Below are 19,824 nucleotides of genomic sequence, written 5' to 3' on the forward strand. Positions count from 1 at the left end.
TTTATACTCTCCAGAGAATCTGCGCAGCGTAGCCCGCACATGCGAGCAGCCAGAGGATCGTCAGCACCTGGAGGACGAGACGCGTGCCAACGGGCTTCACGTAATCCATCCAGATGTCACGGATACCAACCCACGCGTGGTAGAACAGCGAGAGAAGCGTGACGAACGTGGCGAGCTTCATCCACTGCGTCGCGAAGATCGACGCCCAGCCGTCGTACGAAAAGTCGCGCGCGAGGAAGAACCACGCGAGCAGAATCACCGTGTACACCGCCATCACGCAGGCGGTGACGCGTTGCGCGAGCCAGTCGCGCAGACCGTAATGCGCGCCGACGACGAGACGCTTCGAACCGATTCGGTTATTGGCTGACATTTTTTAGAATGCTCCGAACAGTTTTGCCGCGAATGCGATGGTAAGCAGCGACGACACGACGATCACCACGATGGAGGTCGATTTGCCCTTCTCTTTCGACACGGCATCATGATTCGTATCCATCACGAGGTGACGGATGCCGGCGCAGAAGTGGAACAGGAAGGCCCACGCGAGAACCAGCGTGATCAGCTTGACGATGATGTTGGAGAGGAAGCCTTTGAATACTTCGAAGCTCAGTTCGGAAGTCAGGCTCTGATCGAAGAGGAACAGCAGGAACGGAAGGAAGAGAAACAACAAGGCACCGCTCACGCGATGCAGAATCGACACGCGCCCCGCCAGCGGGAGACGGTATGCCGTCAGTATTTGCCCAATACCGATGTTCCGGAATTCCGGCCTCGGTTTTTTTACGGCTTCTGCCATGCTAGACCCCTACTATGTAGTCACACTAATCCGCAATTTTAGCGCCTTTTTATATCGCGCTGCAGCGAAAACCACGCTGGGTCCTTTGCGGCGCGCGCATTAAAAGCGCCTTCCGATTGGCACGCGTGTGGGACGCCGCGCCTCGTTTCAGCCCGATTCAGCTCAGATCGTTCTGATAGTAATACCCGGTTGTGACATACCAACCTCGCCGGACTTCGACCGGCCGGTCCCCATAGGTATAGGACACGCGCTCGACCGACAGCAACGGAAAACCCGCCGGCACATGCAGCAGGTCCGCCACGGAAGGCTCCGCCGCGACCGCGCGGATTTTTTCCGTCGCGCGAATCATGCGGGTCCCGAATTCCGTCTCGAACATCGCGTAGAGGGGACCCTTGTACTCCGACAGCCGCTCGAGCGTGAGCCCGCGGAACACGACGCCGGGCAGCCAGATTTCGTCGAGCACGGTGACTTCGCCGTCGAACTGCAGCAAACGCTTGATCAGCACGACCGGATCGGCCGGCTTCAGATCGAGCTGCCGCGCGATTTCCGCCGATGCGCGCAGCCGCCGGCATTCCAGCAGACGGCTCACGTGCGGATGCTCGGCGCCGTCGTCGGCGAGCAATCTCAGGAAACGGAACTGCGCGCGCTCTTCGTTGTGCGTTGCAACGAATGTGCCCTTGCCCTGGCGGCGCACCAGCAGGTTGTCGGCGGCGAGTTCGTCGATCGCCTTGCGCACCGTACCCTGACTCACCTTGAAACGCGCGGCCAGTTCGACTTCACTAGGAATGATCTCGCCCGGCTTCCATTCGCCGCTTTCGAGGCTCTGCGTAATCAAGCCCTTGATCTGCTGATATAAGGGGCTGAAGGTAGGCGACGCGGCAGCGGAAACAGCGGATACGCCTTCGCCGGCGGCCCCTTGGCCATTCGGGTTCACAGGATTCGCCGGGTTCGAATTCATGCGCGCATTTCATCATAAAGGGCTGGGACACGTCTAGGGTTTTCCCCGCGATAGATGTGTCTTATATAAGACATAAGATACTGTTGACTTTGTCTGATTCGACTCCTACACTCCTTGTCGAGCAAGGGTTTGCGGGATTTTGCGGCGCCTGTTTGATGCACCGCCGCGACGCTCCGGCAGCCACTCTGCACCATGCCGTCCCCTACGCAGTCCAGGTTTCGATTCGCCGCCATCCGTTGCATTCGCGCGCTGTCTCCGTGTTGCACCCGCTGGCCCGACGCTTGCCGAAACGCGCTGTTTGCAGGAGCCCGCACCGTGCAGTTGCGGCCCCGGCCCGGCGTAAGCCCTGGGCCATCGCGTCCCGCACCGCAGTACAGCTTTCCGGCACGGCGGTCTTGCCGTAACGCGCCGCCCGGTCTCGCCAATTCCGAGCCCGCACGCGAACAGTGAATTCCGCCGTGTTTCATCACGCTACGCTGAACGCGCATATAGAATGGCGTTTTCCCTAGCGTCTAACGCATCGTCCTGGAGATTTCTCAATGGCTAAGCCCGCAAAGCGCGTTGCCGTCACCGGCGCCGCAGGTCAAATCGCTTACTCCCTGCTATTCCGCATCGCCAATGGCGACCTGCTCGGCAAGGACCAGCCGGTGATCCTGCAACTGCTCGATCTGTCGCAAGCGCAAGCCGCCGTCAAAGGCGTCGTGATGGAACTGGATGATTGCGCATTCCCGCTGCTGTCGGGCGTCGTGATCACGGACGACCCGAAGGTCGCGTTCAAGGACGCCGACATCGCACTGCTGGTCGGCGCGCGTCCGCGTTCGAAGGGTATGGAGCGCAAGGATCTGCTGTCGGCCAACGCCGAAATCTTCACGGTTCAGGGCAAGGCGCTGAACGACGTCGCCAGCCGCGACGTGAAAGTTCTGGTGGTCGGCAACCCGGCCAACACGAACGCATACATCGCCATGAAGTCGGCGCCGGATCTGCCGAAGAAGAACTTCACCGCGATGCTCCGTCTGGACCACAACCGCGCGCTGTCGCAACTGGCCGCCAAGTCGGGCAAGCCGGTCGCGTCGATCGAAAAGCTCGCAGTGTGGGGCAACCACTCGCCGACCATGTACCCCGACTTCCGCGTTGCAACGGCTGAAGGTCAGGACCTGACCAAGCTGATCAACGACGAAGAATGGAACCGCAACACGTTCATCCCGACCGTCGGCAAGCGCGGCGCGGCGATCATTGAAGCGCGCGGCCTGTCGTCGGCGGCATCGGCGGCTAACGCTGCGATCGACCACGTGCGTGACTGGGTGCTCGGCACGAACGGCAAGTGGGTCACGATGGGCATCCCGTCGGACGGCTCGTACGGCATCCCTGAAGACATCATCTACGGCGTGCCCGTAACCTGCGAAAACGGCGAGTACAAGCGCGTCGAAGGTCTGGCAATCGACGCGTTCTCGCGCGAAAAGATGGACGGCACGCTGCAGGAACTGCTGGAAGAGCGCGACGGCGTTCAGCACCTGCTCGGCTAAGCATCTGATGCCGATGAACCGGAACTCCGAAGCGTCAGCGCGGCGGGTTCCGGTTTTTTTCGTGTGAATGGCCGTGCGATCATCGCCATTCGCCTCTGATTCGAACGTGCTTTGCCGTTGCCCGACGGCACTCGCGCAGAGCACGCCCGAATCCGACATCCTTAATTTTCACCACGCCCCACACGCCGAAGATGCGCGTTCTCACACCCGCCGAAGTGCTGTTTGAGGGCGAAGCGCCGCCCGCTGTGCTGCCTGCCTGCGATCACTACGCGGGCAGCGAAAAGCTGATGCTGAAGTCGCTCGCGTTACAGCAGCAACTCGGCCCGGTGTTCGATATCACGCTCGATTGCGAAGACGGCGCGCAGGTCGGCCGCGAGGCCGAGCACGCGGAACTGGTCGCATCGCTACTGGGCACCGAGCATGACCGCTTCGGCCGCGTCGGCGTGCGCATCCACGACTTCGCTCACGCGCACTGGCGCGACGACGTACGCCTCATTCTGCGCGCCGCAAAGCGAGCACCCGCTTACATCACGCTGCCGAAAATCCGCAACGTTCACGATGCCGCCGAAATGATCGCGTTCATCGAGGCGACGCGGCGCGAGCTCGGCCTCGCGCAGCCGGTGCCGGTGCAGTTGCTGGTCGAAACCCACGGCGCGCTTACGAGTGTGTTCGAACTCGCCGCGCTGCCGGGCGTCGAGGCGCTGAGCTTCGGCCTGATGGACTTCGTCTCCGCGCACGACGGCGCGATCCCCGATACCGCGATGCGCTCGCCGGGCCAATTCGATCATCCGCTCGTGCGGCGCGCGAAGCTCGAGATTTCGGCGGCCTGCCATGCGTTCGGCAAGGTGCCGTCGCACAACGTCAGCACCGAAGTGCGCGACATGAGCGTGGTCGCGAACGACGCACAGCGCGCCCGCAACGAGTTCGGCTACACGCGCATGTGGAGCATCCACCCCGCGCAGATCGAGGCGATCGTCGCCGCGTTCGCGCCGCGCAACGAAGAAATCGCGACGGCCGCCGAAATCCTGCTGGCCGCGCAGTCCGCGCATTGGGGCCCGACGCGTCATGGCGATACGCTGCACGACCGTGCGAGCTACCGCTATTACTGGTCGGTGCTGCGCCGCGCGCAAACCACCGGCCGCGCTGTTCCACAAGAAGCGGCGCCGCTTTTTGCGCAAGTGGGCGCCAACGGACAGTCTGTAGCATAAGCGACGCGTTTTTCAAACGGCAGCGATGAGCCGGCACACAGGAGAAGGCGGAACATGAGCGAGACGACGCAAGCCGCTGGCGCAACAGGCGGCAACGAAACGCAAAGCGGCTTCAAACCGAAAAAATCCGTCGCGCTGTCGGGCGTGACCGCGGGCAACACCGCGCTGTGCACGGTCGGCAAGACCGGCAACGATCTGCACTATCGCGGCTATGACATTCTCGACATCGCCGAGGCGTGCGAATTCGAGGAGATCGCTTATCTGCTGGTCCACGGCAAGCTACCGACCCAGGCCGAACTGACCGCGTACAAGACGAAGCTGAAGTCGATGCGCGGCCTGCCCGCCAACGTGAAGGCCGCGCTCGAATGGATTCCGGCCGCCGCGCATCCGATGGACGTGATGCGCACCGGCGTGTCGGTGCTCGGCACCGTGCTGCCCGAGAAAGACGATCACAACCTGCCCGGCGCGCGCGATATCGCCGACAAACTGATGGCCTCGCTCGGCTCGATGCTGCTGTACTGGTATCACTACTCGCACAACGGCAAGCGCATCGAGGTCGAAACCGACGACGATTCGATCGGCGGTCATCTCCTGCATCTGCTGCATGGCGTCGAGCCGTCGAAGGCGTGGGTCGATGCGATGCACGTGTCGCTGAACCTGTACGCGGAGCACGAGTTCAACGCGTCGACGTTCACCGGCCGCGTGATCGCGGGCACGGGCTCGGACATGTACTCGGCGGTCACCGGGGCGATCGGCGCGCTGCGCGGCCCGAAACACGGCGGCGCCAATGAAGCCGCGTTCGAAATCCAGTCGCGCTACCAGACGCCTGACGAAGCCGAAGCCGACATCCGCCGCCGCGTCGAGAACAAGGAAGTCGTGATCGGCTTTGGCCATCCGGTCTACACGATCTCGGACCCGCGCAGCAAGATCATCAAGGAAGTCGCGAAGAAGCTGTCGAAGGAAGTGGGCAACACGAAGCTGTTCTCGATCGCCGAACGGCTCGAATCGGTGATGTGGGACGCGAAGAAGATGTTCCCGAACCTCGACTGGTTCAGCGCGGTGTCGTACCACATGATGGGCGTGCCGACCGCGATGTTCACGCCGCTGTTCGTGATCTCGCGTACGGCAGGATGGAGCGCGCACATCATCGAGCAGCGCGTCGACAACAAGATCATCCGGCCAAGCGCGAATTACACCGGACCCGAGAATTTAAAGTACGTGCCGCTAAATAGGAGAAAATAGCGATCGCTGCGCGCTCCACAGCGCGTGCAGTTCAACCCGCGCGGCCGCCGGACCGGTCGTCCGCGCACTGTTTAACTGATTTTGATAGAAAGGTTTTCTCCATGAAAAAGCTGATGATCGCCGCCATGATTGGCGCCCTGTCCACGACGATGCTGACCGTCGCGACTGACGCCACCGCTGCGGACACGGCCACCACCACGAAGAAGCCGGCCACCAAGGCCGTCGCGAAGCGCCCGGAGCCGCGCCGCCTGATCAAGCGCAAGCCGAGTCCGGCGAAGGAAGCGAAGGTCGATCCGATCCCGGAAGGCGCTGAAAAGTGGGCGTGCAAGGACGGCCTTGCTTTCGAAATGAAAGGCGACATGAAGCGTGACCAGATTGTCACGGTTCACTGGGCGAACAAGAACTACAACCTGCCGCGCGAAGCGACCACGACGGGCGCCGACCGCTTCCACGATGCAGCATCCGGTATGGACCTCGTCGTGATCCCGACGAAGGCCATGCTGTTCCAGGACAAGGACAGCTCGCGTCTCGCCGACGAGTGCAAGACGGTCGCCATGGAACAGGGCGCGCCGGCTGCAACGCAATCGAACGCGATCAACAAGACCGGCAACTGATTTTCGCCGCCAGGGAAGCCCCCGATGTCCGCCCCGATCTCCAACGTACGACCCGCCCCGGACGCCGTCCTGGCCGAGATCGTCGACTACGTGCTGGATTACCGGATCGACAGCGCGCTCGCGCTGGAAACCGCGCGTCATTGCCTGATCGACACGCTCGGTTGCGGACTCGAGGCGCTTACCTACCCAGCCTGCACCAAGCTGATGGGACCGATCGTGGCAGGCACGATCGTCCCCAACGGCGCGAAGGTGCCGGGCACGTCGTTCCAACTGGACCCGGTTCAGGCCGCCTTCAACATCGGCGCGATGATCCGCTGGCTCGATTTCAACGACACCTGGCTCGCCGCCGAATGGGGCCATCCGTCCGATAACCTCGGTGGCATTCTCGCGACGGCCGACTGGCTCTCGCGCACCGCCATCGCAGCCGGCAAAGCGCCGCTGACGATGAAAGACGTCCTGATCGCCATGATCAAGGCGCACGAAATTCAAGGCTGCATCGCGCTCGAGAACTCGTTCAACAAGGTCGGGCTCGATCATGTGCTGCTCGTCAAGCTCGCGTCGACCGCGGTGGTCGGCCAGCTGATCGGCCTTACGCGCGACGAGCTGATCAACGCGGTATCGCAGGCGCTCGTCGATGGGCAGGCGCTGCGCACCTACCGTCATGCGCCGAACACCGGTTCGCGCAAATCGTGGGCCGCCGGCGACGCGACCTCGCGCGCCGTGCGCCTCGCGCTGATCTCGAAGACCGGCGAGATGGGCTATCCGTCGGTGCTCAGCGCGAAAACGTGGGGCTTCTACGACGTGCTGTTCAACGGCAACGCGTTCCAGTTCCAGCGTCCGTACGGCTCGTACGTGATGGAAAACGTGCTGTTCAAAATCTCGTTTCCGGCCGAGTTCCACGCGCAAACCGCCGTGGAAGCCGCGCTCGCGCTGCATGTGCAGCTCGCCGCGCAGGGCCGGCGCGTCGAAGACATTCGCCGCATCACGATCCGCACCCACGAAGCGGCGATTCGCATCATCGATAAAAAGGGTCCGTTGAACAATCCGGCTGACCGTGATCATTGCATCCAGTACATGATCGCGGTGCCGCTGATTTTCGGCCGTCTGACGGCTGCCGATTACCAAGATTCAGTCGCGCAGGACTCGCGTATCGATGCATTGCGCGCGAAGATGGAATGCGTCGAAGACCCACAGTTCACGAAGGACTATCACGACCCGGAGAAGCGGTCGATCGCCAACGCACTGGCGATCGAATTCAACGACGGGTCGAAGTTCGGTGAAGTCGTAGTCGAATACCCGATCGGTCATCAGCGCCGTCGTGAAGACGGTATTCCGTTGCTGGTCGAGAAGTTCAAGACCAACCTCGCGCGGCGCTTTCCGGTCAAGCAACAACTGGCGATTCTCGACGTATCGCTCGACCAGGCCAAGCTCGAAGCGACGCCGGTCAATGAATACGTCGATCTGTACGTCATCTAGGTTGAGTACTGTAGTTCCGCGATCCAAACCAAGGAAAACACCATGGCCCACAACCTCCACAAAACGCTCAAGGAATTCGACAGCGGTTCCGGCAAAGGCAAGTTCTACTCCCTGCCGCAACTCGGCAAGGCTCTGAACCTCAAGATCGACCGCCTGCCGGTCTCGATCCGTATCGTGCTGGAATCGGTGCTGCGCAACTACGACGGCAAGAAAGTCGCCGAAGAACATGTCACGCAACTCGCGAACTGGAAGCCGACCGCGGCGCGCGTCGACGAAATTCCGTTCGTCGTGTCGCGCGTCGTGCTGCAGGACTTCACCGGCGTGCCGCTGCTCGCCGACATCGCCGCGATGCGCGGCGTCGCGAAGGCCATCGGCAAGAACCCGAAATCGATCGAGCCGCTGGTGCCGGTCGATCTGGTCGTCGACCACTCGGTGCAGATCGACCACTTCCGCGAGAAGAACGCGCTCGACCTGAACATGAAGCTGGAATTCCAGCGCAACAACGAGCGCTATCAGTTCATGAAGTGGGGCATGCAGGCGTTCGACACGTTCAAGGTCGTGCCGCCAGGCGTCGGCATCGTTCACCAGGTGAACCTCGAGTACCTCGCGCGGGGCGTGCACAAGAAGGCCGACGGCGCGGACACCGTGTACTACCCGGATTCACTGGTCGGCACGGACAGCCACACGACGATGATCAACGGCATCGGCGTGGTCGGCTGGGGCGTGGGCGGTATCGAAGCCGAAGCAGGCATGCTCGGCCAGCCGGTGTACTTCCTGACGCCGGACGTCGTCGGTGTGCACCTGAAGGGCAAGCTGATCGAAGGCGTGACCGCGACCGACCTCGTGCTGACGATCACCGAACTGCTGCGTAAGGAGAAGGTCGTCGGCAAGTTCGTCGAGTTCTTCGGCGAAGGCACGCGCTCGCTGTCGGTGCCGGACCGTGCGACGATCGGCAACATGGCGCCGGAATACGGCGCAACGATGGGCTTCTTCCCGGTCGACGAAAAGACCATCGACTTCTTCCACGGCACGGGCCGCACGGACGCGGAGATCTCCGCGTTCGAAAACTACTTCAAGGCGCAGGAGCTGTTCGGCATTCCGGGCGAAGGCGATATCGATTACACGAAGGTCGTCACGCTGGATCTCGCGACGGTCGCGCCGTCGCTGGCAGGCCCGAAGCGTCCGCAGGACCGCATCGAGATCGGCCACGTGAAGTCGACCTTCACCGACCTGTTCTCGAAGCCGGTCGCCGAAAACGGCTTTGCGAAGAAGGCCGCCGATCTCGACGCGCAATACACGACGAGCAACGGCGTCGACGTCAAGAACGGCGACGTGCTGATCGCCGCGATCACGTCGTGCACGAACACGTCGAACCCGAGCGTGCTGCTGGCCGCCGGTCTGCTTGCGAAGAAGGCTGTCGAAGCTGGCCTGACGGTCGCTCCGCACATCAAGACCTCGCTGGCTCCGGGATCGCGTATCGTCACCGAGTACCTGACGAAGACCGACCTGCTGAAGTACCTCGACAAGCTCGGCTTCACGCTGGCCGCTTACGGCTGCACGACCTGTATCGGCAACGCGGGCGACCTGACGCCGGAACTGAACGACGCGATCACGAAGCACGACATCGTCGCGGCAGCGGTGCTGTCGGGCAACCGTAACTTCGAAGCGCGTATCCACCCGAACATCCGCGCGAACTTCCTCGCGTCGCCGCCGCTCGTCGTGGCATACGCGATCGCCGGCAACATCACGCGCGACCTGATGACCGAGCCGGTCGGCAAGGGCAAGGGCGGCAAGGACGTCTACCTCGGCGACATCTGGCCGACCAGCGAAGAAGTCAACGCGCTGCTGAAGTACGCGATGGATGCCGACGCGTTCCGCAAGAACTACTCGCAGCTCACGAAGAAGGGCGATCTGTGGAGCAAGATCGAGGGCGAAGAAGGTCAGGTCTACGACTGGCCGAAGTCGACCTACATCGCCGAGCCGCCGTTCTTCGGCAAGGACTTCTCGATGACGCCGGCTTCCAGCATCGCGCCGGTCAAGGGCGCACGCGCGTTGGGCATCTTCGGTGACTCGGTCACGACCGACCACATCAGCCCGGCAGGCTCGATCAAGGAAGACTCGCCGGCAGGCCGCTGGTTGAAGGAAAACGGCGTGCAAAAGGCCGACTTCAACAGCTACGGCTCGCGGCGCGGTAACCACGACGTGATGATGCGCGGCACGTTCGCGAACGTCCGTATCAAGAACCTGATGATCCCGGCGAAGGCGGATGGCTCGCGCGTCGAAGGCGGCCTGACGATTCACCAGCCGAGCGGCGAACAGCTGTCCATCTATGACGCAGCGATGAAGTACATCGCCGCCGATACGCCGACCGTCGTGTTCGCGGGCGAAGAGTACGGCACGGGCTCGTCGCGCGACTGGGCGGCCAAGGGCACGCAACTGCTGGGCGTGAAGGCTGTGGTCGCACGCAGCTTCGAGCGGATCCATCGTTCGAACCTGGTCGGCATGGGCGTTCTGCCGCTGCAGTTCAAGGGCTCGGATAGCGTGCAGTCGCTCGGCATCACCGGCGAAGAAACCTACGACATCGAAGACCTCGGCGACGACTTCAAGCCGCAACAGGAAGTCACGCTCGTGATCCACGGCAAGGACGGCGACAAGCGCGTTCCGGTGCTGCTGCGTATCGACACGCCGATCGAAGTCGACTACTACAAGCACGGCGGGATTCTGCCGTTCGTGCTGCGCTCGCTGCTGGCTGCTTAAGCCTCGCGGCAACGCATACAGCCTCGCTGTTTTGCAGGGGCTGCGTCCTGTGGAGGGCGCAGCCGACTTTGAAGCCCGACCTCAGGTCGGGCTTTTTTTTATCGGCTCGCCGAACGCCACGGCTCGCGCGCCGCGCCGCGACTCCTCCATCACTTCAAGCCGAAATCGACCCGCGTCGTCGCACCCTTGTCCTTGATGTCGTCGGCATTCATCCTCGGCGCGACGATAAACACGCGGCTGCTGTCGATCTTGCCTTGCAGGTACTGCTGCACACTCTGCGCGCGCCGCTGCGCGAGTTGCCGCAAGCTCGCGTCGTCGATCGGCGCGTTGGCCGCGAGCGCGCTCTTCATGTCGTCGTCGGGCAGCGTCTTCGTCATGCCGATGAAGTTGTGCGGCTTCTTGAAGTCGGAGGACTTGTAGGCCTTGGTCAGATATTTGTCGTACTCTTTCTGATCGACCGTGACCGTCGACGGATCGACGCTCTCACCATTACCCACCGTGTCCTTGATCTTCTGCCGCTTGACCATCTGATCGACGTACTGCGTGCGCAGCGCCGGCTCGTCGACCTTCGGATCGACGCGTCCGATCAGGTCCATGCGGATCGACGGCTTGTCGGTGAGTGCCTTCACGATCGTGTCGAGTTTCTGCTTGTCGGCATCGGTGAGCGTCGCCGAGCCGGCCTCGAATTCGACGTAACCGAGGTCCTCACCATTGCCGCCGAACGCGTGCGCGATCAGCGTGAACGGCGCGGTCACCGCCTTTTCGAGCAAATTGAGCACCGCATGCCAGATCAGCCCGCCGATGCTGAACTCGGGGTTCGACAACGAGCCCGACACGGGCAGGTTCACGTCGATCTCGCCGCGCGAGTTCTTCAGCAGCGAGATCGCGAAACGCACCGGCAGTTTGGTCGCGGTGTCGTTGTCGATGTGATCGCCGAACGTCAGTTGATCGATGAACAGGTGGTTGTTCGCGTTCAGTTGGTCGTTCTCGAGCTTGTAATGCAAATCGACGTTGAGCTTGCCCTTCGTGATCGGATAGCCCGCGTATTTCGCCGAATACGGCGTCAGGTTGGTCAGCTCGATGTCGTGCGCGCTCGCGGTCAGATCGAGCGCCGGTTTCGCGATCAGCGGATTGATGGTGCCGCGGATCGTCAGCGGACCGTTGGCCGCGAGCTTCGCTGCCACGTCGACCGGCGCGGGCGTCGTCGATTCCGTACCGAACGCGCCGATCGTGCCCTGAATGGCGACAAGGTTCGCCGTGTAGTTCGGCTTGACGAAGTTGTCGGTATAGGTCACGCGGCCCTGCTGCAACACCAGTTGCCCGACGTGCATCTTGACCGGGTTTGCTGGCGGCGTCGCGGCCGTGGCGCTGGCGACGGCCGTGGCGGCAGGCTTGCCGGGCGTTGCAGCAGATGCCGCGACCGGCGCCGACGCCGCGACTGCCTCAGACACCGCCTCGGGCGTCAGCGGAATCGGGTGCGAGCCGCTCTTGTCGCGCGTCAGCGACTGCGTCGTACCGCCCTCGTGCGCGACCACATCCTTCAGATTCAGCTTGCCTTGCGCGTCGAGCAGTACACGCCCATAGAACTTCGAGAACGTCACGCGGCCCGCGTCGACGACGGTGCCGTGCTCGTCGTAATCGGCCTTCAGGTTCGACAGCGCGAGCGAGCCCCAGCCCGCGAACGGGTCCGACGTCACCTTGTCGAGCATGCGCACGGCGACGAGCGCCATGTCGCCGCGAAAGTTCGCTTTCAGCGACTTAGCCTGGGTGACCGCGAGATCGCCGTTCGCGTTCAGCAGCGCGCTTGCGAGCGTCGCGTTCAGCTTGCTGCCGAAGTACGGCTCGAACGCGGCCGCGTCGAGCTGGTTCGCGTTGATCTTGACGGCCAGCTTTAGCGGCGTCGCGGTCACGTCGCCCTTCACCGCGAGCGTGCCCTTCTTGTTCAACGTCGCTTGCAGGTCGACCGGCAGCGGACGGCCCAAGTCGTCGCTGATCTGCCGCACCTTCAGCTGCACCGGCGTAAAGCTCAGCTTGACCGGCTGCGGCGTCGTGTTGTCGGTGAAATCGGCGGTCGCGTCTTTGAGCGTCAATTCGGCGATCTTGTAGCGCCATGCGGGGCCTTCGGCCTGCGCTTGTTTCGCCGCGTGGATCGCCGTGCGCTCCGTCGCCTGTTGATGCGCCCTCGCGAGCGCATCCAGATTGATGGTGCCGTCCTTCAGGCGCTGCGCGTCGACCGCGAGACCGGTTACGTCTACGCTCGTCACGTCGGCCGTGCGCGCCGCGACGTCGACCTGTTTGACTACCACGTTGCCCTGCGCGAGCGAGATCACCGGCGTCTTGCCGCCGCGCGCCGCGAGCTTCACCGCCTGCATGTCCAGCTGCGTGTCCGCGACCGTCAGCGCCATCGGCGACTTCGACCAGTTCGCGTCGATATTCGTCGTCGCGGACAACGCGCCGTCGAGCACCTGCGCGGACGTCGCGGTATCGAGATACGGCTGCAACGGCGGCAGCTTCAGCGACTTCAGAACGAGCTTCGCGCTCGCCGTCTTCGCCGCGAGGCCGACCGTGCCATCGGCGGCGAGCGAACCGCCAATGTTCTTCAGGTTCGTGTTCAGCGTGTAGTGCGCTGGCGCCGACGCGAGCGTCGAGAAATCGGTCAGCGTAACCGCGAGGTTTTGCAGCCCGGCTTCTACCGGATGCGACACGGCTTCGTCGTGTACGTTCACGGTGCCGTCGTTGAGTGTGAAACGTTTGATCGCGACGTCGAACGGCGGGGCCGCCTTTTCGGCGGCGGCGGTTTTGGCGTTGGCATTCGCGTCCGCGGTTTCCTTTGCGGTGGTTTTTTCCGGCGCGGACGCGAACATATGCTCGACGCTCAATACGCCGTCCTTGTCGCGCGCGAGGCTCGCGCTCGGCGCGTCGATGCGGATATCGTCGAAGTGATAGATGCTCTTCAACGGTTCGAGCGATGCCGCCGCCACATGCACGGCGCGCGCCGCGAAAAACGGCGCCTTGCCCTGATCCTGCACGTTGACGTCGTTCAGATCGACGGTGCCGGCGACGCGCAGCGACGGCGTGTCGTTCGACATCTCGAAGTTCAGCTTCAGGTCGGTGGACAGCTTGCCCGACTGCACGATCACCGGCAGCTTCGACGGCGCGTAAGACACCAGCTTCGGCACGTCGAGCTCGTCGAAGCGCAGCGACACTTCCGACTCGCGCGACGCCGCGAACGGCTTGGTCCTGCCGTCGATCGCGAGCTGACTGTCGCCGTCGATGCGCGCGCGCAGCAGCGGCTCGACGAAGATATCGGTCTTCGACGGCAGCGTCGCGATGAACGGAATGCCGAGCTTCCATTGATCGATCACGTGGCTCGTGCCGAGCAGCCGGTCGTCGAACCTGATCTGGCCGTTTTCGACACGAATGTTGGAAACGGAGAACTGCGTCGGCTTGCTATTCGGTTTTGCCGGCTGATTCGCGAATTTCTCGATCAGGTCGCTGAAATTGAAGTGCTGCGCATCGAGGCGAACGATATGAAAGCGCGGCGAATCGACCTGCACTTCATCGACGATGGGCGCGCCGCGAAACAGCGAACTCCACGACGGCTTCACGATGAGCCGCGAAATATCGACGAAGTCGCCCGCGCCGCCGCGCTCGCCGATATGCACGTTGTCGGCCTCGAAACGCAGTGTGTACGGATTGAGCGCGATGCGGCCGATCGACGCCGGCCGGTCGAGCTGCTTGCTCAGTTGCTGGCTGGCGATGTGGCGAATCAGCGGCGGCGCCGCGAAAAAGCCGAGCAGGCCGAACACGACGACGAAGATCAGCAGACCGACGAGAATCCGTCGCGTACGGCGCGACTGCGCGACTGCGCGCACGGTCTGTATGGACGAGGCTAACGATGCTTTATTGAGGCTTGCCATGCTCGATGTGGAGGAATGCGGCGGCAAGCCCGCCGCGAAAAACAGAGATCCCGCAAGCGGCAGTATAAGGCGTGAATCAATGGTTAGACAGGAATGTCAGGCCCGCCTTGACGATTCGTGCTGCTGACTGAGTGGCTTTCCCGCGAACGAGATTTTCGCGAGCGTCAGATAACGAAACCGGACGGCGCGCGGTTTGCCCGCGCGCCGTTCACATCATTGCCGCACGACCGGCGGCGGCTGCCAGCTGCCGTCGGTGGCTTGCGGCTTCGGCGCATACAGGCGTAGCACCAGTTGCATGTCCGCGCGCGGTGCGGGCAGCCAGTTGCCGGTCCGGCTGCGCGTCGACGACACGACCACGTCGAGCGAACCATCGCGATTGCGGCGCGCGCCATTGCGATCGCCAACCGCGAGCCGCGCCGGCGCGTTCTCGCTCAGCGCGCCATCCTTCGTATACGCGGTGATCGTCCAGAAACCGCGCACCGGCGGCAGCTGGTTCGCCGCGAAGTGGATCACATAGCGATTCGCGCCGTTCAGCGTGTTGCCGTCGCTGTCCTGCGTGACGAACGCGCGTACTTCGTCGTCCTTCGTACCGAGGCCCAACTGTGTGCTCGCCGCATACGCGCGCAACCCATAGTCGGGACCGTAGTTGCCGACGGCATCGCCGAACCAGCTCCAGCCGTTCGCGCTCAGCAGATTCGACGGCGGCGTCGCGAGGCGATCGCGACCGTCGGCGAGACCGGCCGCGAGCGCATCGGATGAGTTCGGCAGCTTCACAGGATCGCCCGGCGTCACGCCGAGATCGGCGAGAAATTTGAGCGCGTGCGGATCGGCCGGTGTCGGCGGATTGTCAGGCAACGCGTCGGCGAGACGGCCGAAGAAGCCGCTCGCGTCGAGCGCGGCGACCTGCTGCGCCGGCGTGCCGCTCGGGCCCGCGACGCCGCTTGCGTAACCGCGCGGCGGCACCGCCGGCTCCGCGTCGCCGACGAACACGCTCAGCGGCTCCAGACGGATCGCGTGCTGCAGCTTGCGCACCGCGTTCAGATCGCGCGCGCCGTTCGACTGGATGCGCACGCTGATCCATGCGTTGCGCGTCGGCACGTCGACGCGCTTTGCGCCCTTCGGCAGTTCGCCCTTCCAGCCCGGTGCGACGAACGCGATCGTCTGCGCGCGCAAGCCCTTCGCGGTGCCCGTGCCCGCGGCGAACTGCGGCCCGGTCGACCACGCGACGTTGGTCCACATGTCGAGCACGCGCGCATCGACGTAACGGCCATGCGAATCAGGTAGCGCCAGGATCACCGGCTCGGCGGCAAGGTCGAGCCAGCCGGTCGAGTCGAGCGTGTCGAGGCTCGGCTGCGGCGGATTGGTCGCGCCGATCGGCGGCAGCGCCTGCGCGTGACGCAGCGTGTTGAAAGGCGCCTGACCCGGCTCGGTGCCGACCGCCGCATCGCGCGCCGCGCTCATCAGCACGAGCGGATAGCCGAATACGTAGGAGTCGGCGACTTCGTCCTTGATCCAGCCGGTGGGTTGTTGCGTCGCGGTGGGGGTCGACGCACAGCTGGCCAGCAGTGCCAGACCCGCGAGCGACGCGCAGGTTCGTTGAAGCAAAAACAGTTCTCGGAGATTTTTTATCATTCGTTCAGAGTGCGGAACGTGCAGTCCTATGGGGGATGCCGGTGTGCAGCGCCTGGTGCATGCGCGGTTCTCCCGAAACACTGCGCAGCGAGTCCGCGGATTGCGATTCCGACAACATCGCGTTGTATCGTATCCTTGCTAGCCAGGCAAGCACAAAGCAGGGAATTTTGGCTGACAGCGCGCAGGCGCGTCACCGATGTGACAATCGGCGTCGCTGTCACATTATGTTCCCGCGCCATGCTTTTTGGATTCGCGCATTCGTCGATCCGCCAGCTTGGCCGTTCGCCTCCACTCTTTCGTCGTCCTGCATTCGGAATACTTCAATGTACATGCCCGCCCATTTCGAAGAGAACCGTCCAGGGGTTCTTCATCGCCTGATCGCCGAGCACCCGTTCGGCGCGCTGATTACGCACGGCCCCAACGGGCTCGATGCGAATCATCTGCCGTTCGAGGCGCAGGCGGATGCGGCGGATTCGTCACGTCTGGTGCTGCGCGCGCACGTAGCGCGGGCGAACCCCGTCTGGCAGGAAGCCGCGACCCATCCCGAAGCGCTCGTGATCTTCCAGGGGCCGACCGCCTATATTTCCCCGAGTTGGTATCCGAGCAAACACGAAACGCACAAGCAGGTGCCGACCTACAACTATATGGTCGTGCATGCACATGGCAGGATCGTGGTGCATGACGATGAATCGTTCGTGCGCGGTCTCGTCGCGCGACTCACGCGCGAGATGGAAGCCGGCGAGCCGGTGCCATGGAAGATGGGCGACGCGCCCGCCGACTACATCGCGCAGATGCTCGGCGCGATCGTCGGTATGGAGATCGAGGTAACGCGGCTCGTCGGCAAATGGAAGCTCGGGCAGAACAAGGCGGCCGAAGACCGGCGCGGCGCCGCGCAAACGCTGCTCGCGCGCGACGGCGATCAACAGAAGGCGGTGGGACAGGCGATGCTCGATGCGCCGCCGGCGTTCTGACGGCGGCCGCATAATCCGGCCTTGACCTTCCCGTCATGGGAAGGTCGATACTGGATTGACGATGCGGCCCAATGCCGCCACGAGCCTCGCCTGCCATGACCGCACTTGCCAACACGCAGCGCCCCGCCGACGCTGCCGCTTCTTCTTCGCCCACGCGCGTCGTCGAACTCGATATCGGCGGGATGACTTGCGCGTCGTGCGCGAGCCGCGTCGAGAAAGCACTGACCAGGCTGCCGGGAGTGGCGCGCGCGTCGGTGAATCTCGCGACCGAGCGCGCCCGCGTGGAAAGCGACGCGACGCTCGGGCCTCAGCAACTGGCCGATGCCGTGCGCAAGGCAGGATACGAAGCGACGCCGGTCGCGAACGCCGAGCTTGCCGCGCCAAGCGCGACGCAAACCGCGACAGCCGCCGCGACGCCGGGAACCATTGAACTGGAGATTGGCGGCATGACCTGCGCAGCCTGCGCGTTGCGCGTCGAAAAAGCGCTCGCGAAGGTGCCTGGGGTCGCGCGCGCGTCGGTCAATCTGGCGACCGAAACCGCCACCGCTCATCCGCAAGGCACCGCATCCGCCGATACCGGCGCGCTGATCGCCGCTGTGAGGAAAGCTGGCTACGAAGCGACGCTGAGCGCGCCGCCCGCTGCTGCCGCTCCAGCCGAGACAACGGCCACTATCGCCGCGTCCGGCGACGAAAGCGACATCCTCGACACGACCCACGCCCCCGGCGTCGACCGCAAGCGGATTCAAACCCGCCGCGACCTCGCGAGCGTCGTTGCGTCCGCGCTGCTGACGCTGCCGCTCGTCGCACCGATGTTCGGCGAATGGTTCGGCCTCCACGCGATGCTGCCAGCCTGGCTGCAATTCGTGCTCGCGTCGATCGTGCAGGTCGTATTCGGCGCGCGCTTCTATCGCGCAGCCTGGCGCGCGGTGCGCGCCGGCGCGGGCAACATGGACCTGCTGGTCGCGCTCGGCACATCGGCGGCGTACGGCATCAGCGTCTACGAACTCGCGATGCATCCGGCCGACACGATGCATCTGTACTTCGAGGCTTCGGCGGTCGTGATCACGCTGGTGCGCTTCGGCAAGTGGCTCGAGGCGCGCGCCAAGCGCCAGACCACCGACGCGATCCGCGCGCTCAACGCGCTGCGCCCCGAGCGCGCGCGCCTCCGCGACGGCGCCGGCGAACGCGAGGTGCCGCTCGCGCAGGTGCGGGTCGGCACCGTCGTGATCGTGCGGCCGGGCGAGCGCGTACCGGTCGACGGCGCGGTGCTCGAAGGCCGCACGCATATCGACGAAGCGCTGATCACCGGCGAAAGCCTGCCGGTGCCGAAACAGACCGGCGACGCCGTCACGGCCGGCTCGATCAACGGCGAAGGCGCGCTCGTGGTGACGACCACCGCGATCGGCGCGGAGACGACACTGGCGCGCATCATCCGGCTCGTCGAAAGCGCGCAGGCCGAGAAGGCGCCGATCCAGCGGCTCGTCGACCGCGTCAGCGAAGTCTTCGTGCCGACGATTCTCGCGCTCGCGGCGCTGACGCTGATCGGCTGGCTGCTCGCCGGCGCGGGCGCGGAAACCGCGATCCTGAACGCGGTCGCGGTGTTGGTGATCGCCTGCCCGTGCGCGCTCGGCCTCGCGACGCCCGCCGCGATCATGGCCGGCACCGGCGTCGCCGCGCGCCACGGCGTGCTGATCAAGGACGCGGAAGCGCTGGAAATCGCGCATCGCGTGTCGATTGTCGCGTTCGACAAAACCGGCACGCTGACGCTCGGCCAACCATCGGTAACGGCGTTCGAGCCGATCGGCGGCTTGAGCCGCGACCAAGCGCTCGCGCTCGCGGCGGCGGTGCAGCGGCATAGCGATCATCCGCTCGCGCGGGCGGTGATGCGCGCGCACGAGGCTCAACTCGGGCAAATGGCCGGCGAACACGAGGGCGGGCCAAGCGCCACCGCCGCTCGCGCCGTCGCCGGCCGGGGCGTCGAAGCCCACGTCGACGGCCGCACGCTCGCCCTCGGCAGCACGCGCTGGCTGCGCGAGCTCGACATCGCGCTGCCGAGCGCGCTTGCCGCGCGCGCACAGGAACTCGAAGCGGCGGGCAACACGGTGTCGTGGCTGATGACGCGCGCGCCTCACGCCCCCGAAGCGCTCGCACTGATCGCGTTCGGCGACACGGTGAAGCCGACCGCGCGCGCGGCCGTCGCGCGGCTCGCACAGATGGGCACCCGCAGCGTGCTCGTGACTGGCGACAACCGCGGCAGTGCGGCGAGCGTCGCGCGGGCGCTCGGCATCGACGAATTCCACGCCGAGGTGCTGCCCGACGACAAGGCCCGCGTGATCCGCGACCTGAAGATGCGCCACGCCGGCATCGTCGCGATGGCGGGCGACGGCATCAACGACGCGCCCGCGCTCGCCGCCGCCGACATCGGCATCGCGATGGCGAGCGGCACCGACGTCGCCATGCACGCCGCCGGCATCACGCTGATGCGCGGCGACCCGGCGCTCGTCGCCGACGCGATCGACATCTCCCGCAGAACCTGGCGCAAGATCCAGCAGAACCTGTTCTGGGCATTCGTCTACAACCTGATCGGCATTCCGCTGGCCGCGTTCGGCTTGCTGAATCCGATGCTCGCGGGCGCGGCGATGGCGTTTTCGAGCGTCAGCGTCGTCACCAATGCGTTGTTGTTGCGGACGTGGCGAAGCGCGCCCGGCCGAACCGTCGATCGGGTGCGCTGAG

At 64.3% G+C, this 19,824-nt stretch carries 13 protein-coding genes; 8 read left to right on the forward strand and 5 right to left on the reverse strand.

Annotation, left to right across the window (positions count from 1 at the left end; translation table 11 throughout):
- Window position 1: 1 nt before the first annotated feature.
- The 3 genes from sdhD to OKW37_RS22720 all read right to left on the reverse strand — a co-directional run bounded on the left by sdhD (window position 2) and on the right by OKW37_RS22720 (window position 1,748).
- Complete coding sequence (sdhD, locus tag OKW37_RS22710; RefSeq protein ID WP_184038008.1) at window positions 2-370, reverse strand: succinate dehydrogenase, hydrophobic membrane anchor protein; 369 nt, start codon at window positions 368-370, stop codon at window positions 2-4.
- 3 nt (window positions 371-373) lie between these two features.
- Entirely contained in the window at window positions 374-790 is a 417-nt protein-coding gene (gene sdhC / locus OKW37_RS22715; RefSeq protein WP_090808277.1) for a succinate dehydrogenase, cytochrome b556 subunit, read from the reverse strand.
- Window positions 791-947: 157 nt separating this feature from the next.
- Complete coding sequence (locus OKW37_RS22720) at window positions 948-1,748, reverse strand: GntR family transcriptional regulator (RefSeq protein WP_184038002.1); 801 nt, start codon at window positions 1,746-1,748, stop codon at window positions 948-950.
- Window positions 1,749-2,287: 539 nt separating this feature from the next.
- On the opposite strand from OKW37_RS22720, the gene OKW37_RS22725 reads away from it, so the two are divergent.
- The 6 genes from OKW37_RS22725 to acnA all read left to right on the forward strand — a co-directional run bounded on the left by OKW37_RS22725 (window position 2,288) and on the right by acnA (window position 10,568).
- Window positions 2,288-3,271, forward strand: coding sequence for a malate dehydrogenase (locus OKW37_RS22725; protein ID WP_429403839.1), 984 nt, complete (start codon window positions 2,288-2,290; stop codon window positions 3,269-3,271).
- Between the two features lie 191 nt (window positions 3,272-3,462).
- Entirely contained in the window at window positions 3,463-4,479 is a 1,017-nt protein-coding gene (locus OKW37_RS22730) for an HpcH/HpaI aldolase/citrate lyase family protein (protein WP_429403840.1), read from the forward strand.
- Window positions 4,480-4,533: 54 nt separating this feature from the next.
- The gene (prpC, locus tag OKW37_RS22735; RefSeq protein ID WP_429403841.1) at window positions 4,534-5,721 is read left to right on the forward strand and encodes a bifunctional 2-methylcitrate synthase/citrate synthase; all 1,188 of its coding nucleotides are present in this window, start codon (window positions 4,534-4,536) and stop codon (window positions 5,719-5,721) included.
- Between the two features lie 101 nt (window positions 5,722-5,822).
- Window positions 5,823-6,335, forward strand: coding sequence for a hypothetical protein (locus OKW37_RS22740; RefSeq protein ID WP_184057569.1), 513 nt, complete (start codon window positions 5,823-5,825; stop codon window positions 6,333-6,335).
- Between the two features lie 24 nt (window positions 6,336-6,359).
- On the forward strand, window positions 6,360-7,811 hold the full coding sequence (locus OKW37_RS22745; protein ID WP_429403842.1) for a bifunctional 2-methylcitrate dehydratase/aconitate hydratase: 1,452 nt from the start codon (window positions 6,360-6,362) through the stop codon (window positions 7,809-7,811).
- 42 nt (window positions 7,812-7,853) lie between these two features.
- Window positions 7,854-10,568, forward strand: coding sequence for an aconitate hydratase AcnA (acnA, locus tag OKW37_RS22750; protein WP_429403843.1), 2,715 nt, complete (start codon window positions 7,854-7,856; stop codon window positions 10,566-10,568).
- A 149-nt stretch (window positions 10,569-10,717) separates the two neighbouring features.
- Here the strand turns inward: acnA and OKW37_RS22755 are convergent, their stop codons facing one another.
- Together OKW37_RS22755 and OKW37_RS22760 are read right to left on the reverse strand one after the other, a co-directional pair.
- Entirely contained in the window at window positions 10,718-14,488 is a 3,771-nt protein-coding gene (locus OKW37_RS22755) for a DUF748 domain-containing protein (protein WP_429403844.1), read from the reverse strand.
- A gap of 213 nt (window positions 14,489-14,701) precedes the next feature.
- Window positions 14,702-16,120 (reverse strand): DUF1254 domain-containing protein, encoded by a 1,419-nt coding sequence (locus tag OKW37_RS22760; protein ID WP_429352675.1) that lies wholly within the window; start codon window positions 16,118-16,120, stop codon window positions 14,702-14,704.
- Between the two features lie 323 nt (window positions 16,121-16,443).
- Between OKW37_RS22760 and OKW37_RS22765 the strand changes: the two genes are divergently transcribed.
- Window positions 16,444-17,091: an FMN-binding negative transcriptional regulator gene (locus OKW37_RS22765; protein ID WP_090808258.1), complete on the forward strand. Its 648-nt coding sequence runs from the start codon at window positions 16,444-16,446 to the stop codon at window positions 17,089-17,091.
- A gap of 95 nt (window positions 17,092-17,186) precedes the next feature.
- Window positions 17,187-19,823 carry a heavy metal translocating P-type ATPase gene (locus tag OKW37_RS22770; RefSeq protein WP_429403845.1) on the forward strand — a complete coding sequence of 879 codons (2,637 nt, stop codon included), beginning with the start codon at window positions 17,187-17,189 and terminating at the stop codon, window positions 19,821-19,823.
- Window position 19,824: the final 1 nt, after the last annotated feature.

It is taken from the genome of Paraburkholderia sp. MM5482-R2, assembly GCF_050436125.1.
Taxonomy (GTDB): Bacteria; Pseudomonadota; Gammaproteobacteria; order Burkholderiales; family Burkholderiaceae; genus Paraburkholderia; species Paraburkholderia tuberum.